This is a genomic window from Candidatus Poribacteria bacterium (genome assembly GCA_026706025.1).
Lineage (GTDB): Bacteria > Poribacteria > WGA-4E > WGA-4E > WGA-3G > WGA-3G.
The window spans coordinates 57,451-72,724 of sequence record JAPOZO010000088.1 but is presented as its reverse complement, the minus strand read 5'-3'; the positions used below and the strand labels follow the sequence as shown (position 1 = coordinate 72,724).

General features: G+C 47.0%; 14 protein-coding genes. 10 read left to right on the top strand and 4 right to left on the bottom strand.

Features of this window, described 5'->3' with window-relative positions; genetic code table 11:
* Positions 1-324: 324 nt before the first annotated feature.
* Positions 325-1,089 (bottom strand): SDR family NAD(P)-dependent oxidoreductase, encoded by a 765-nt coding sequence (locus OXH00_22505; protein MCY3743797.1) that lies wholly within the window; start codon positions 1,087-1,089, stop codon positions 325-327.
* A gap of 3 nt (positions 1,090-1,092) precedes the next feature.
* Positions 1,093-1,926 carry a bifunctional 5,10-methylenetetrahydrofolate dehydrogenase/5,10-methenyltetrahydrofolate cyclohydrolase gene (locus OXH00_22500; protein MCY3743796.1) on the bottom strand — a complete coding sequence of 278 codons (834 nt, stop codon included), beginning with the start codon at positions 1,924-1,926 and terminating at the stop codon, positions 1,093-1,095.
* Between the two features lie 201 nt (positions 1,927-2,127).
* Here OXH00_22500 and OXH00_22495 point away from each other — a divergent pair, with 201 nt between their 5' ends.
* The 9 genes from OXH00_22495 to OXH00_22455 all read left to right on the top strand — a co-directional run bounded on the left by OXH00_22495 (position 2,128) and on the right by OXH00_22455 (position 12,121).
* On the top strand, positions 2,128-3,300 hold the full coding sequence (locus tag OXH00_22495) for an FIST C-terminal domain-containing protein (GenBank protein MCY3743795.1): 1,173 nt from the start codon (positions 2,128-2,130) through the stop codon (positions 3,298-3,300).
* Positions 3,301-3,317: 17 nt separating this feature from the next.
* A complete protein-coding gene (locus OXH00_22490) occupies positions 3,318-4,154 on the top strand; it encodes an SMP-30/gluconolactonase/LRE family protein (GenBank protein MCY3743794.1) in 837 nt (278 codons plus the stop codon).
* Positions 4,155-4,405: 251 nt separating this feature from the next.
* Positions 4,406-5,188 (top strand): LamG domain-containing protein, encoded by a 783-nt coding sequence (locus OXH00_22485; protein ID MCY3743793.1) that lies wholly within the window; start codon positions 4,406-4,408, stop codon positions 5,186-5,188.
* Positions 5,189-5,254: 66 nt separating this feature from the next.
* The gene (locus tag OXH00_22480) at positions 5,255-5,806 is read left to right on the top strand and encodes an O-methyltransferase (protein MCY3743792.1); all 552 of its coding nucleotides are present in this window, start codon (positions 5,255-5,257) and stop codon (positions 5,804-5,806) included.
* Between the two features lie 32 nt (positions 5,807-5,838).
* On the top strand, positions 5,839-7,038 hold the full coding sequence (locus tag OXH00_22475; protein MCY3743791.1) for an aminotransferase class I/II-fold pyridoxal phosphate-dependent enzyme: 1,200 nt from the start codon (positions 5,839-5,841) through the stop codon (positions 7,036-7,038).
* Positions 7,039-7,099: 61 nt separating this feature from the next.
* The gene (locus OXH00_22470; protein ID MCY3743790.1) at positions 7,100-7,306 is read left to right on the top strand and encodes a hypothetical protein; all 207 of its coding nucleotides are present in this window, start codon (positions 7,100-7,102) and stop codon (positions 7,304-7,306) included.
* A 1-nt stretch (position 7,307) separates the two neighbouring features.
* Positions 7,308-9,182, top strand: a complete 1,875-nt coding sequence (locus OXH00_22465) for an AAA family ATPase (GenBank protein MCY3743789.1) — start codon at positions 7,308-7,310, stop codon at positions 9,180-9,182.
* Positions 9,183-9,212: 30 nt separating this feature from the next.
* Complete coding sequence (locus tag OXH00_22460) at positions 9,213-11,690, top strand: leucine-rich repeat domain-containing protein (GenBank protein ID MCY3743788.1); 2,478 nt, start codon at positions 9,213-9,215, stop codon at positions 11,688-11,690.
* A 242-nt stretch (positions 11,691-11,932) separates the two neighbouring features.
* The gene (locus tag OXH00_22455) at positions 11,933-12,121 is read left to right on the top strand and encodes a hypothetical protein (protein ID MCY3743787.1); all 189 of its coding nucleotides are present in this window, start codon (positions 11,933-11,935) and stop codon (positions 12,119-12,121) included.
* A gap of 15 nt (positions 12,122-12,136) precedes the next feature.
* Here the strand turns inward: OXH00_22455 and OXH00_22450 are convergent, their stop codons facing one another.
* Both OXH00_22450 and OXH00_22445 read right to left on the bottom strand, forming a co-directional pair.
* Positions 12,137-13,531, bottom strand: coding sequence for a hypothetical protein (locus OXH00_22450; GenBank protein ID MCY3743786.1), 1,395 nt, complete (start codon positions 13,529-13,531; stop codon positions 12,137-12,139).
* Positions 13,501-13,998 (bottom strand): histidine phosphatase family protein, encoded by a 498-nt coding sequence (locus tag OXH00_22445; protein MCY3743785.1) that lies wholly within the window; start codon positions 13,996-13,998, stop codon positions 13,501-13,503. Before OXH00_22445 ends, OXH00_22450 begins: the two co-directional genes overlap by 31 nt.
* Before the next feature lie 463 nt (positions 13,999-14,461).
* Between OXH00_22445 and OXH00_22440 the strand changes: the two genes are divergently transcribed.
* Positions 14,462-15,259 carry a hypothetical protein gene (locus OXH00_22440; protein ID MCY3743784.1) on the top strand — a complete coding sequence of 266 codons (798 nt, stop codon included), beginning with the start codon at positions 14,462-14,464 and terminating at the stop codon, positions 15,257-15,259.
* The last annotated feature ends 15 nt before the right edge of the window (positions 15,260-15,274 follow it).

Sequence of the window (15,274 nt, the reverse complement as noted above, 5' to 3'; positions counted from 1 at the left end):
TCCTGAATAGAGTTTCCTCTATCTGTTTCTTTTACCATTTCTGAAAGGAAATATCGCATACCCAACTTTTCTGAAGGGGACCGCGGTGGCACAAACTTTCACTGTGAGGCAAGTTTATGCTACATGCACAGCGAAAGGTATTTAATTAGAAATGGTATTCGTTTTTAAGATAGGATTTGCGCAGCGTTCATCGGTTTCCCTGTGAAGGTAAATTGAACTACACGTAAATCCCCCTAAAAGCAAGCGTCGTACCTTAACGACGCTGTTTGTACAGTTAGGTGCAGGCTTGAATCGCATTAATGTGAATGAGCCAGATGGCGTGAATTACCACGCAACCCAGCCACCATCAACTGCGATCGTTTGCCCTGTCACCCAGTTCGCGGCATCTGATGCTAAAAATAGCACCGCGCCGACGACCTCGTCCACCTCACCGACACGTCCCATCGGAATACGGCGGACAACATCTTCATAAAATTCCTTACGTTGCAGAAGAACATCCGCAAGCGGTGTTCGTGTAAATGCTGGTGCGACAGCGTTCACAGTGACATTATGAGGTGCCCATTCAACAGCGAGGCCTTTGGTTAACAACACAACGCCCCCCTTGCTTCCCGAATAGGCAGTACGCAGCGGGCCGCCGACCAATCCCATCGTTGATGATATATTGATAATCTTCCCGTTTTCGCGTGCTATCATCGGTTTCACAAGCGTCTGCGTTAAGAAGAACAAACCTTTGAGGTTGAGATCGTAGATGGCATCCCAATCCTCTTCGGTTAGTTCAAGCGCAGGTTTCGGGCGGTTAGTCCCGGCGTTATTAACGAGCACATCTACTCTGCCCCAAACGTCGATCGCTGCTTGTGCACCTTGAGCGACCTGGGTCAGATCACTAACATCAAACACGACCGGTTCCGCCTCCCCACCGTTGTCGCGAATTTCGTTTGCGACTTCCTCAAGATCAGAGGCGGTGCGGCTATTCAAAACGACTTTCGCGCCCATCTGTGCAGCCGCAAGTGCTATGCCTCTGCCGATCCCTTTACCGGAACCAGTGATTAACATTACCTTATCCTTCAACTCAAATCCTGGAAATGCCATATTTTAGCCTCCAATCGCTAATTTCAGCGTATTTTCTAACAACATCGCACGCGTCATAGGACCGACGCCCCCCGGGACCGGTGTGATAAACCCTGCTACCTCTTTAACTTCCTCAAATTGAACGTCACCGATAGCCCGTCCGTTTACATGATTAATACCGACATCAATGACGATCGCCCCCGGTTTCACCATATCCGCAGTGATGAATCCAGGGCTGCCGATGGCAACGACGAGAATGTCCGCTTTTTGTGCCTCTGCTTTGATATCTGTTGTTCGGGAGTGGCAATAGGTAACCGTTGCATTCCGATTTAACAACATCAATCCTACCGGTTTGCCGACAAGTGGACTTCTACCAATACAGACAGCATGTTTACCCTCAATCTTTTCACCCGTCAATTCAATAAGCCGAATGATACCGGTTGGCGTACACGGTGTCACCCCTTCGCGGTTAATAAGGAGATTCCCTAAATTGACCGGATTTAATCCGTCTGCATCTTTGTGCGGAATGATTGTATCAATAACTGCCGATTTATCTATATGCGCTGGCAGCGGCATTTGCACTAACATCCCGTGGATATCCGGTCGTGCATTCAAGGTTTCAATATGCTCGATGAGGGTTTCTTGGGTGATGTCTGCTGGTAGGCGGTGGACTTCGGAATGAAAATGAACCTTCTCACAATCGCGTTGTTTGTGTTTGATGTAGAGTGTTGATGCCGGATCATCGCCGACTTGCACAACAGCGAGGCCAGGGGTAAATGTAAGTTTTTTGAGTTTTCGTCGGATCTGGCTCCGGACACGCTGCGCAAGGCGGCTGCCATTAAGAAGTTCGGTTGACAAATTCCATTTCCTCCAGATTACGTAGGCTTCTCTGAACTATAGTGGATGGTGTATCGTTAATTGTTCAACCCATCGAAAATAAGTTCAATAATTTAGTATATCACATGCCCTATTTTCATGCATCTTTTTTTCATTTAAAGCTATTTGTTGACGTTTTATCGTAGGTGTTGTATCATTAAAGAAAAAGGTGGGTGAGAAAAAATGATTCATGTAGGTGTGGGACATTCACATGATCTCTCCACTGCGGAAGCAGCGGAACGGGCGACACGCATGGCAATGGGGAACGCTGGTATCGCTAAAGCCGACATCGCCATCGTATTTGCGACTATTAACTATCAAACGGAATATGAACAGTTATATCAAGCGGTTCTCACCAACTCCAGTTGTGAGGAACTCATCGGGTGTACGGGGATGAGCGTCTTAACTTCTGCCGGTGAATTTGAAGAAGACCCGGCTATTGCCGTGATGGTGCTCCGAGGGGAACAACTTTCTGCAGTGTCTTTTGCTGCCCAAGGCACAGCATCCGAAGTAGGTGAACAGATACAGGAAAGTATTCAAACAGAGCTGCGTGATGGTTCGCTGCTGGTGATTTTCCCAGATATTCGCGCTGTGAATCCGGCGGAACTCGTAGCGCATATCGGTGGCGACGGTGCGACGCTCCCTGTTGTCGGTGCTGCGGTTTCAGGAGATGCAGCCGGTGCGGAGATGTATCACTGGCAGGGTACACAAGCAACGGAAGGCGGTGTTACGGGGCTCCTTTTAACGGGAAATTTTAGCACGGAGATTGGTGTCGCGCAAGGCTGTCAACCTGTTGGCAAACCGCGTGAGGTCACAAAAGCCGACGGACACGTCATCTTTGAGTTGGACGGTGAACCCGCATTGGAAAACTTTAAAGGGGCATTACAACTGCTAACGCAGGAGGACATTCGCCGGTCAGGCGGCACGGTTTTCGTCGGGATTGCAATGGATGATACGAACAAAAATCCGACCCGTGGTGATTTTCTAATACGCAATTTGGTTGGTATTAATGAGCAACACGCCGCCATCGCTATATCCGAGGAGGTAAAAGTAGGGCAGTTGGTGCAGTTCCATCTGCGCAACCCGCTTGCAGCTGCTGAAGAGATTCAGGTAATCGTAGCGAAATTGGCTGAGAAAACCCGAGAGCAGCCTCCTGCCTTTGGACTCTACTTTAACTGCTTGGGACGTGGCAAAGGGCTTTATGGCACTGCGAATCACGACATCAGTGTTATCCAAGAAAAGTTTCCCGGATTACCCGTTATCGGATTCTTTGGGAATTCGGAGTTTGCACCCATCGGCGGACGTAACTTCGCACATGCTTATACCGGTGTATTCGTGCTTTGCACAGTGAACTAAATTCAAGGAGTTAAATGATGAACGAAGAACTTTTTATCGCTCAAGAGTTTACACCTGTCAACGGGTTTACATCCGGTATTGAGGGACCCGCCTGTGACACAGCAGGCAACCTATATGCGGTCAACTACGAGAGACAGCACACCATCGGTAAGGTAACACCTGATGGGAATGAAAGCGTTTTCGTTGAACTACCAACGGATAGTATCGGCAATGGCATCCGTTTCAACAGCGAAGGTTTCATGTTTATTGCTGATTATACTAACCACAATGTCCTCAAAGTGGATATGGATACGCGGGAAATCAGCGTCCACGCACACGAACCGACAATGAATCAACCCAACGATCTCGCTATCGGTGCAAACGATATTCTCTATGCGAGCGACCCAAATTGGGGGGCATCTACCGGACAAATCTGGCGCGTGGATACAGACGGAAAGGTGACGCTACTGGAAGCGGACATGGGTACCACAAACGGCATTGAGGTGAGTCCAGATGAAAAGATGCTCTATGTCAATGAATCTGCACAGCGCAACGTCTGGGCTTACGATCTCTCACCAGAAGGAGAAATTAGCAACAAACGGTTGCTGATTCAGTTCCCTGATTTCAATATGGACGGGATGCGGTGCGATATTGAAGGCAATCTCTATATCACTCGGCACGGCAAAGGGACAGTCGCAAAACTTTCACCCGCGGGCGAAGTTTTACTGGAAGTGCCGTTAACAGGGAAGCTCTGCACGAATATCGCTTTCGGGGGTTCAGATGGACGCACCTGCTATGTCACGATGGCAGACCGTGGAAATGTAGAGGTGTTTCGTGCGGATCTACCGGGCAGAAGTTGGCAGCTGTTCCAATAGATACATTTTTCCTATAATAACCCAACTTGCTACCTTTATGATTTTAGACGCACGCACACCGTTTTTCAGTGAAAAGCGGTCATTTTTGCGAAAACTTGGCGTGTTTCCTACCATTTTCGGCGCAAAGAGCCACAGGCTAACAGCCTATGCTACAAAGTGGCAACTTGGGTTATAATACCGAAATCTTGACAACTCGCCTGATTTGTGGTAATATTGTACGTAACTAATTACGATCTCTATGGAGGCAACTTATGAAACAACTATTTCTAATCTTGTTCCTTGTGTCGGTATGCACCACTTTTGCGGCTGCCGATTTGCTCGAAGGGCTTGTCCTGTACATGCCACTTGACGAAGGGAACGGTAAAGCAACCGAAGATTTCTCAGAAAACGGTTTTGAAGGTGAGCTCAACGGCGGCGCAAAATGGGTTGATGGCAAATTTGGGAAAGCACTCGAATTTAGCGCATCCAGCGATTTTGTCGCAATTGAAGACGACGGTGCTTTTCACATTGAAGATGAAATCACACAAGCCTCGTGGATTAATCTCAACCGACTGCCGAGTGCACACGCTATTGTTTTCGGGACCCGGATGGGTGGCGGTGGAAGACACATCGGATTCGGCTACGGGATGAATCCCGCAAACGGCATCAAGGTTTGGACAAACGGTGCCGGTGGTGGGTTCTTAGACATTAACGATAACAAAACGGGTCTGGATACCGGTAAATGGTATTACCTTTCCTATACGCACACGTCGGACAACAAAGGTAAGGTAAAAATTTACGTGGATGGCAAGGTAACGCACGAGCAGGATTCTAATAATCCTGTAGCCCCTGCAGGGGCTACGAGCCAAATTCAGATCGGTACATGGTCTGGTGAAGCCTGGCCCGGTATAGTTGACGAGGTGCGTCTCTGGAACCGTGCCCTCTCTGATGATGAAATGGAACAGAGCATGGAGATGGGGGCTGACGAGTTTTTGGCTGTTAATCCGAAGGACAAACTCGCCACGTCTTGGGGCAAAATTAAGAAACTTCGCTAACTGAATAACGCAAATGAGGCGGCAATTTTTGTCGCCTCTCTCCTTATCGTTAAGTCCTGAAACACTATGGAACAATACGAACCCGTTTTAAAACGGCTCGAAAAAACCGCGAAACAGTATACCAATATCGCGCCCGAAAACGGGCAATTTCTCGCTATTCTTACCCAATCCATTCAGGCACAAAACGTTCTTGAAGTCGGGACAAGTAACGGTTATTCTGCAATCTGGCTCGCCGCAGCCTTGAAAGAGACAGGCGGTAGGCTCATCACGCTGGAGTTTGATCCGGCGCGGGCAGCTGAGGCACAAGCGCACCTTCGGGAAGTCGGATTGGACAGCATCGTTGAGATACGCGTCGGAAACGCACTTGACGAAATCCCGAAATGCAACGCAACCTTTGACTTGGTGTTCCTTGACGCGGAGAAAGAGGAATACCGACGCTATCTGGAATTGGTGTTGCCGAACATCCGTTCGGGGGGTTTAATTGTTGCTGATGATACCATAACGATGCGCGACGAAATGCCGGACTATGTCGAATTCGTCTTTAACACACCAGCACTACATTCTGTTGATATTCCGTTAGACGACGGTATCATTTTGAGTTATAAAACCGGAGATTAACGTATTATTTATCCCTTGACATAAAGAGGACCTTGAAAATTTCTCTCCAATCTAAACTCTCAGACAAATCCACCCGTTTCAGTGAATCCGTCATCCGTGGTATGACGCAGCTTTGTCTGCGCTACAATGCCATTAACCTCTCCCAAGGCACGCCAGCGTATCAACCGCCGCCCGAAGTCAAAGCCGCTGCAATTGAGGCAATCCAAGAAGGATATAATCAGTATAGCATTACATGGGGTGCCCCGTCGTTTCGAGAAGCAATCGCCCAGAAGATGACGACGTTTAACGACATCCCGACAGATCCGAATAAAAACGTTACTGTCACCTGCGGTTCAACTGAAGGCATGCTTTCCTCGCTTCTCGCAATCATCAACGCTGGCGACGAGATTATCATCTTTGAACCCTTTTATGAAAACTACGGGCCGGATACGATCATTTCTGGTGCCAAGCCGATCTATGTCGCATTGCAAGAGACATCAGCACCTGACGGTACCGTCCACTTTGCTTATGATCCTGCCGAACTCCAAAATGCTTTCTCTGCTAACACAAAAGCGATTGTCATAAATACCCCAAACAACCCCCTCGGCAAAGTGTTTACGCTTGACGAACTGCAAGAGATTGCGGACCTCTGCTGTGCGTATGACTGCCTCGCGATTACGGATGAAATCTACGAACACATGATCTACGATGAAAAGCCACATATCAGCATCGGTTCCCTGCCACAGATGCGGGATCGGACGATTACTGTATCAGGCTTGAGCAAGGCGTATTCTATGACAGGATGGCGGTTGGGCTATGTCATCGCACCGGAGATTTTAACCGATGCGATCCGCAAAATGCACGATTTCCTCACCGTCGGCGCGCCGCATCCGCTTCAGCGTGCTGGGGTCGTCGCCCTCAATCTGCCACCAAGTTACCATGAAGATTTGGTAGCGAAATATGATAAGAATCGCAAACGTCTTGTGAATGACCTCACAGAAGCTGGGTTCCTCTGCCATCAACCGGAGGGGGCATATTATATTATGACAGACATTACCGATTTCGGATTCCCCGATGATACAACCTTTGCGCATTGGTTAGTAAAGGAAATTGGGGTCGGTGGTGTCCCCGGTTCCAGTTTCTACAGCCGTTCACATCTCGGCAGGACAAAGTTCAGATTTATGTTTAGCATGGCAGATGACATCCTTGCCGAAGCTGCCGAACGCTTGATGCAGATCAAATCCAAGATTTAAAAGTAGTAGGCACGCTCCGCGTGCCGTTCACAATTTTGATCAGTATTACAGAGACATTGATATGGACATCTCCCTTGAAAATGAAACACTGAATATCTACAGAAAAGAAATTGAGGACCTCCTTCGGCGTGAGGAGAAGTATAGTACCTTAGGTCCCGCTGAACTTGAAGCGATTGTGAACGCGTTTGAATTCACGCTAAAAAACGGACGCGAAAAGGTCAGAGCCCAAATGCTTTATGATCTTATCCACGAGAAAAGGGGCAACTAATATGCTGCTCGAGCGGATACGCCTGAAGACTTTCGGCTGCTTCCAAGAGCAGGATTTTGATCTTCATGACGGTATCAACCTCATCTTTGGTCCCAATTTCAGTGGGAAAAGCACGCTTGTCAATGCTATTTTTTTTACACTGACTGGGAAACCGATTGTGCCGCGCGTTGATGCCTCAGCGATAAAGAACGCTAAAGCCTATAGCGGTACAGCCGGACTCCAATTCATCGCAAATAGTGAACGTTATCAACTCTACCGCGCAACGGGGAGACGGACGCTGCTGCGTTCTGAAAAGAATGGCGCATGGCACGTACTTTTCGATGATAAGCGTATTAGACCAACGGAAGCGATGTTGCAGGAGCGATTTGGAATCATGCACGAGCAACTCGCGCTCACGACCTTCCTCAGGGAGGGTGAGATTTTTGAATTTCTTGCACGTCAATCTGCCACGCGACGCGATATTCTCCATACACTCCTCGGTATTGATAGGTTAATAGAGGTCCGACAGCGGTTCATTGACACGCGGCGCATCGCTAAACGTGAGCAGGGCAGAATCCGCGCACATCAGAATAGCCTACGATTCAACGCACAGAATGTGAATGAGGCTGAGATCGCAAAGATTGAAGCAAAGTTGAAAGACTTGGAAACCGCTTATGGTGCCGAGACCGGTGATTCGGCACTCATCGCGGAGTGGGTGCAGCATCAGATCCGTTTACAGAAACAGTTGACGACCCTCAAACATCAGCAAGATGAAGCCTTGAGCGGTTTTAACGATATCGCACATCTCCGAGAGATGATGACGGCAATCGAAACTGCGATTCAAGAAGCCGCTGGATTGGAAGCGAAACGGGATGAGTTGATGCAACAGACCGGTCGCCTTGAATCTGAAATCGCAGCGTTGGCAAACGTGTGCAACACGCTCCGAACACTCATTGAGAGTGACGAACAGCACTGTCCGACCTGTTATCAGCAGGTTGAACGAGAAGTCGTGCAACGGATTATTGATGAAAAAGCGGAAGAGAAATCGCAACGCACTGCTGAGTTGGAAACACACAAACAATCGTTAGAGACGGAAACTGAGAATCTAAAGAGTCGGCGTGAACTTGAACAACGCCTCCAGACTTTGCAAGCACTTTCAACGCAATTTCAACAACGCGCGGAGGGCATTGATAAGATTCAGACTGAACTTGACGCGCTGACATTGCGGTTGAATGAGAGGGGTGTCCAACAGAGTGAACAGATACCTTCGGATACCCTCGCAACGGTTGACAAATCACAATTGAAATCCCAAATTGATAACGAGCGTGAACGACTCGGCAAGCTCAAACAGGAGGAAGCCGTCCGTTTAGATAGACTCGGTGCCCTCCAACGCGTCAACAGAGACGCGGCGAAGGTTGAAAAGACCCTCCTGAGTTTAGAACTCGCCTGCACTGGCATTGACAAGACCATTGAGGCACTCCAACGGCAAATCCTTAAGCCTGCTGAAGACGAACTGCATCACTGGCTCGACAAGATGCAACTCTTTTCTGGTTCTCGCGGGAGCGGGGGACAAACGCGCGTTGACTTGCAGCGCGAGCACCTCCTGCCTTCGCTCAATATAGATGGTACAGATCGGAGTTTGATGTTGCTCAGTGGTAGCGAGAAGATGTTCCTATACCTCTGTTTCAAAGTTGCCCTCGCCAAAGTTTTGGGTAACCCCGGTTTCTTCGTATTTGATGATCCTACCCTTCATTTAGATGGTGAACGAAAGGCGTTAATGGTAGATTTTATCTGTCAACTTGCCGAAGAACACCAAGTCGTTGTAGCGAGTTACGATGAGGATGTGCGTTTGGGACTTGAAGGCGCGCATCTGATTGAGATGCGGCGAGAATCTTAAAAGAATATTAAAAATCCAAAACGAAGAACAATGAAAACACTATATCTCACGATTACACTATTCATTTTTCTCATACTCGCGTTTTTGCCAAACGGTTTTGCCCAAGACGCACCGCCCGAATACGTGGTACGGCTCATATACTTTATCCCGAATGACCGCCAACCTGATCCAAAGATAAACGCAAAACTGGATGTGTTGATAAAAGATGCCCAGCAATTTTACGCTGACCAGATGGAGGCACACGGGTTCAACAGAAAAACTTTTAAATTTGAGGCAGATGAAAACGGGAATGCTCTTGTACATCATGTTAACGGACAATACGACGACGCATATTATCAGAATCCTGCTATTGGATCCGGAATTGTCTGGAGCGAAATTGTAGAACAGTTTGATATTTCAAAGAATATCTATTTTCTTGTACTAGATAGCAGTAACCAGTACCTTGATGGCACTACTAATGAGCATAGTGAAAATGTGATATTGGGTTACGGGGGCGGAAATAGTCGTAGTGGAACGGTACTTATTCCTGCCGCCAACTTCCACGCCGCTATCCATGAGCTTGGGCATGCCTTTGGATTGCAGCATGATAGCCGCGTCTATGCTAAACGGATTTATACCAGACTAGCACCAGCCAGAGATTGGATGATTACGTCTTTTTGTGCTGCCGAATGGCTGGATGTTCATCGCTACTTTAACCCGAGTCAAGAGCCTATCAATGAAAACACAAGCGTCCAAATGCTTACACCAAGCCTTGCAGCACCACCGCATGCTATCCGGCTGCAATTCGAGGTGACCGACCCTGATGGACTCCACCAAGCACAGTTGTTTAGACCATTCGGTGATTATCCAAGTGTAATCGCTTGTAAGCAGTTAGATGGTCAAAGGGCTACTATTAAATTTGTAACTACCGACTTGATAGATGGTAATACCGTAGCACTGCGAGTTATGGATGTGAATGGAAACTTTACAGGGCATTCATTTCCTATTAACATTACCGATTTGTTACCGCAACCCGAAGAAATTCTTTTCCCCGACCCCAATTTAGCATCAGCAGTACGAGAAGCCCTTGGCTTGTCTCCCAGTGATATCATCACCCAAATAGATATGCTAAGGTTAACACACTTTGGTGTCCCTGAACGTCAAATAACAAACCTTACAGGTCTTGAACATGCAATACGTCTACGTTGGTTAGCATTAGGACGCAATCAAATCCACGATATAACGCCGCTTTCAACAATGAAAGAATTAAAGCAGTTATATCTCAGAGAAAATAAAATCAGTCATATCCAGTCAGTTACGGAGTTGACACAATTAGAGGAGTTACACATTAGTGAAAATTTAATCAGGGACATTACACCCCTTGAAGTATTGAGCGAGTTAATATCATTAGTCGTTCGGGATAATCCAGTCAGGAACATAACATCTCTCGCAGCTTTGACAAATTTGGAATACTTAGATCTTACAAACATTCAAATTAGTGATATAAGTCCGCTCGCGGGCTTGGGCCATCTTGAACATCTAAGGGTTAATAAAATTCCAGTCACGGATATAACACCTCTCGCAGCTTTGACACAATTGAAAACCTTAAATATGCATGAAAACAGGCTTAGCGATGTCCGTCCACTCGCAGAACTAAAGAAATTACAAGGGTTAGGCATTGTACATAATCAAATTAGTGATATAGATCCTCTCGCAGAGCTGAGGCAACTACAATCGTTAGATCTCAGGCTGAATCAAATTGATGATATAAGTCCGCTTGCCGAGCTAGAGCATTTACAATCGTTAGATATCTCAAAAAATCAAATTAGTGATATAAGTCCACTCACAGAACTGAAGAAATTACAATTATTAGGACTTGCGGAAAATCAAATTGGCGATATAAGTCCACTCACGGGGTTGAAAGATTTACACTGGTTAGGACTTGTGCAGAATCAAATTAGTGATATAAGTCCACTCACAGAACTGAAGAAATTACGAATGTTAGCACTCGGGATTAATCGAATTAGTGATGTCCGTCCTCTCACAGGATTAATAAATCTTGAATTTTTAAACCTTATGGCAAACCCGATTAAGAACCGTGACCCGCTCTTCGCCTTATTAAGAAAAAATCCTAGGGTCAAAATATTTCTCAAAAACATCAATGAGCCATTACCTGTTACCTTATCCTATTTCCAGGCAGAACGCACAGAGGCTGGCGTTATTCTCAAATGGACGACCGAATCAGAATTAGACAATGCCGGGTTCAACATTTTGCGCAGTGAAACAAAGAACGGCGAATTCAAGATTGTCAACCGTAAATTAATTCAAGGCGCAGGCACAACAAGTGAAAGACAAACCTACACATGGACGGATACCACTGCTAAACCAAATGTCGTCTATTACTACCAAATAGAGGACATCTCACATGCAGGCGTTCGTGAGCAGTTAGCGACAGTTCGTATGAGGGGATACGTGTCCGCAGCCGGTAAGCTGACGACGAAGTGGGGCGATTTGAAACTGCAGGAATAATTATTCTACTTCCGCTGTGCTTGGGCAGCGATGTCCGGTGCGGAAATGAAAACGGAAAAGGCTTGACACAGCCAAAAAAAAAATACGATAATATTCTTGTTGATACTGCAATATTCCAATGTAGGCATCTTTTCAACTTGTTCTATGCCAAGAACCCGCACATGCAGGAGTGGTCTCTACGACCACGCCACAAGGTCAGCAAAACACGCGAAAAAATGAATCAAGAAAAGTTTGAATAACTCTTGTTAGATCAATTCTCGAAGATTAATGACCGGATGTCGTCTATTGAAAATAGACTCTCACCGCTTGAGCAAGGCATGGCATGGGGCCGCGGGAAGCTTGAAGGACGGGGCGAATGCTGGACGGATATAAAATCTTGGATGGCTATCGTCGTCGCGATTGCTGCCGTTATTTTTGCGTGGTTGAAATAATGGAAAACGAACCCTCTAAAACTGCTGAAGATAAATGTCTCCGTTGTCTTCCTGCGTGTTGCTCCAGACGACCATCCATTTTCCATTTTCAACAGATACGACAAACGGAGGATAGTGTTCCCCTTGGCTTGTAGAGATGGCCACGCCGTCTTTATCCCACAACAGTTTACCTTCTAAATCAATGAGTTGTCCGTAGATAGCGTTGCTGCTCTCCTCGCCGAAGTCTTCTCGATAATCCAACCATGCTACAAAAAATTGTCCGTTCTCGGTTTTAACGATAGACGGCTTGTCCTGATGTCCACCCGCAGTGCAAAGGGCGATACCCTCTGGCTCCCAGACCGGTGTGCCATCTGCGCGGACGCGTTGCATATAGAGGTCAGAATAGATATCGCGCTCATCTCTCCAGACGACGATGAACCCACCGTTACCATCACCGATAGTTGAGGCGTGTTTCTGGATACCTTCGGTTGTGCAGATAGGAACACCTGTCTCCTGCCACAATTTCTTGCGGTCAGCAGAAACTCGCTGTGCGTAGAGTTGATCGTTGATAAAATTTTCGTACACCTGCCATAAGACGATAATGCCCCCTTCACCATCGGGGATGACACGGGGTTCCCCTTGCATGCCGTCTGTTGGAGAGATGAGAAGCGGTGCATCCCATAACGGCTTCGCCTCTAAACTCAGCCGATACGCCATAATATGCCACGTGTCATAACCGATAACGTCCCACCAAACGACATAGAATCCGCCCATGTCATCGGCAACCAGAATAGGATCGCTCTGTAGAGATTCCGACGGAAAAACAGGGATGCCGTCAGGTTCCCACATCGGTTCGCCTGCAGCAGTGATCCGTTGGATATAGAGGTCTTGAAATTCAGAGCTCCGACGTTCATCTTCCCAGACGCAGATAGCACCACCTTCGCCATCGCTCATAATTGTCTGCGTGGATTGATCCGCCGTATTTACACAGACAGGAACCCCATCTGTTTGCCACAGAATCTCGCCATTGAGATTAATGGCTTGGGCATAGATATCCCAATTGCTTCTGTCGCGTCTGTCGTTCCATAGAACAATTGCGTGTCTATCGTGTCGAACCATCCGTAACCGACGTTGATTTCTATCTGCCTTGCATATCGCTACACCATTTTCTGCCCAACGCGTTTTTCCTGTGCTATCAACGCGCTGCGCGTAAACATCCCAATCCTTACCGGTTCGGTAATCTTCCCACATAACCACGACCCCACCGTCACCATCGTCTACAACCCACGGGAGGAATTGTCCATCTACAGCAGTCGAAACAGGAATCTCAGCCGATGCCGTTCTGAATAGGACGCAAGCACTCGAAAGTGGGATAAATATTGATGCTATCAATAGCCGACTCAATCGGAAAAAAGTGTTTTGGGAGTCCATAAGTTGACCAATGTTCCTTTTGTATAGAGATCAAGTGTTTCCCAACTTTGAATAGGAAGTTCAATGTGTGCAAGTGCCGCTGTCGGCATCCGTTTTATTTCTCCAGTCAGGTGACTCACAAGTTGTTCCATTGTTGGGTTATGTCCGACTACCATGACGCGTTGATGTTTGTCCGACACTGCTTGTAGTGTTTCAAAGTAGACCCCGGTAACAGTATCATAAAACGCGTCCAACTTTTTCACTTTCCGCGTGTAACCGCACGATTTTGCCACTTTATTGGCTGTTTTTCGCGCCCGCTTTGCCGATGAGGTGAGAATCCGGTCAGGAATCAATCCTTTTTGACGCAGGTATTTCCCCATGCGTGGTGCATCTCGTTTGCCGCGTGCATTGAGCGGTCGATTATAGTCAGAGAGTTCAGGGTAGTTCCAACTGGATTTTGCGTGTCGCATGATGAGAAGGGTTTTCATTGTTGCTCCTTATACGATTTTATCTGTTTTTTACATCGTATCACAATTGCGCCCAGATGTCAATTGTGGACACAGGACGGTCCAGGATCATTTAGTTTTAAGAAATTATCCGATTTCGTATCTTCTTTTAAAGATCCGGTGCGGTTAGAAACACGCACCTACCGGGTCTAGGGGTCCAAAATCAGACTAAAAAAAGGAAACTAAATAGCCCTGCAGGACGGTCCAGAACCATTCAATTCTCACGAAACCCCTTGTCAGTGGAAACCTTATAAGTCCGTTTGTGCGCCAGAATTATTCTGAAAACCGAATTCTGATTGCTGATGGTTGACCACTGACTGCCTCTAAAAAAATTTTGTCTTGCATTCTCAAGGCTTTTGTGATAATATTTAATGAGAACCTGTCAACGTATTTGTGGATATATCCGTTACAGAGTTCAAACATAAACTCTGGAGGATATAGAAACATGTTATCCAAAATCAACAAGATTCTCACGCTGCTCTTAGTCGCGCTAATATTTGGTGGTATCAGTGGATGTTATATTGATGCCAGTGACGATAGAGATAATGAACCGCCGGCTGTGCCACGCGGCGTCAGGACTATCACAGGCGACGAACAGGTTATCATTGAGTGGTACCCTAACGGTGAATATGACTTAGCAGGCTATGAGGTGTGGCGCGGGCGAGACGGCACCAATTTTGATAGCCTGGCAGACGTATCAGAAAGCACAACCCGTTATGTAGATAGAACTGTCCGAAACGGGGAAACCTACTATTACGCCGTCTCCGCTTATGACATTCACGAAAATGAAAGTGAACTCAGCCCCGAGGACGCTTGGGATACGCCGCGCCCAGAAGGACGAAATGTCACGCTTGATGATTATAATATTTTCCCAGAAAGAAGTGGTTTTGATTTCTCGCGACCGGAAAAGGGGAGTCTGCATTGGGACACCGCTGCAACGGATGTCTATTTTGCGTTTGATGCTGAACGCAACGCTACTTACCTCTACTCTGACAATGGAACGTTCATGCAAGATTTGGGGTACCACGAAAACCTTGATGCCGTAGATATAGTACCGAAAGATGGATATGTAGAGTTATTTGTTGAACTCATTGAGGGGCATGTCTATGCCATCAATACACCAGATAATAACTTTGCAAAGATTCACGTGCGTGAACTTTATGAGGATGCAGTCGTTTTCGATTGGGCATACCAGACCGATCCAGGAAATATACAATTGGCACCCTCTCTCAAACGTCCGTGATAAGGAGTGGACCTT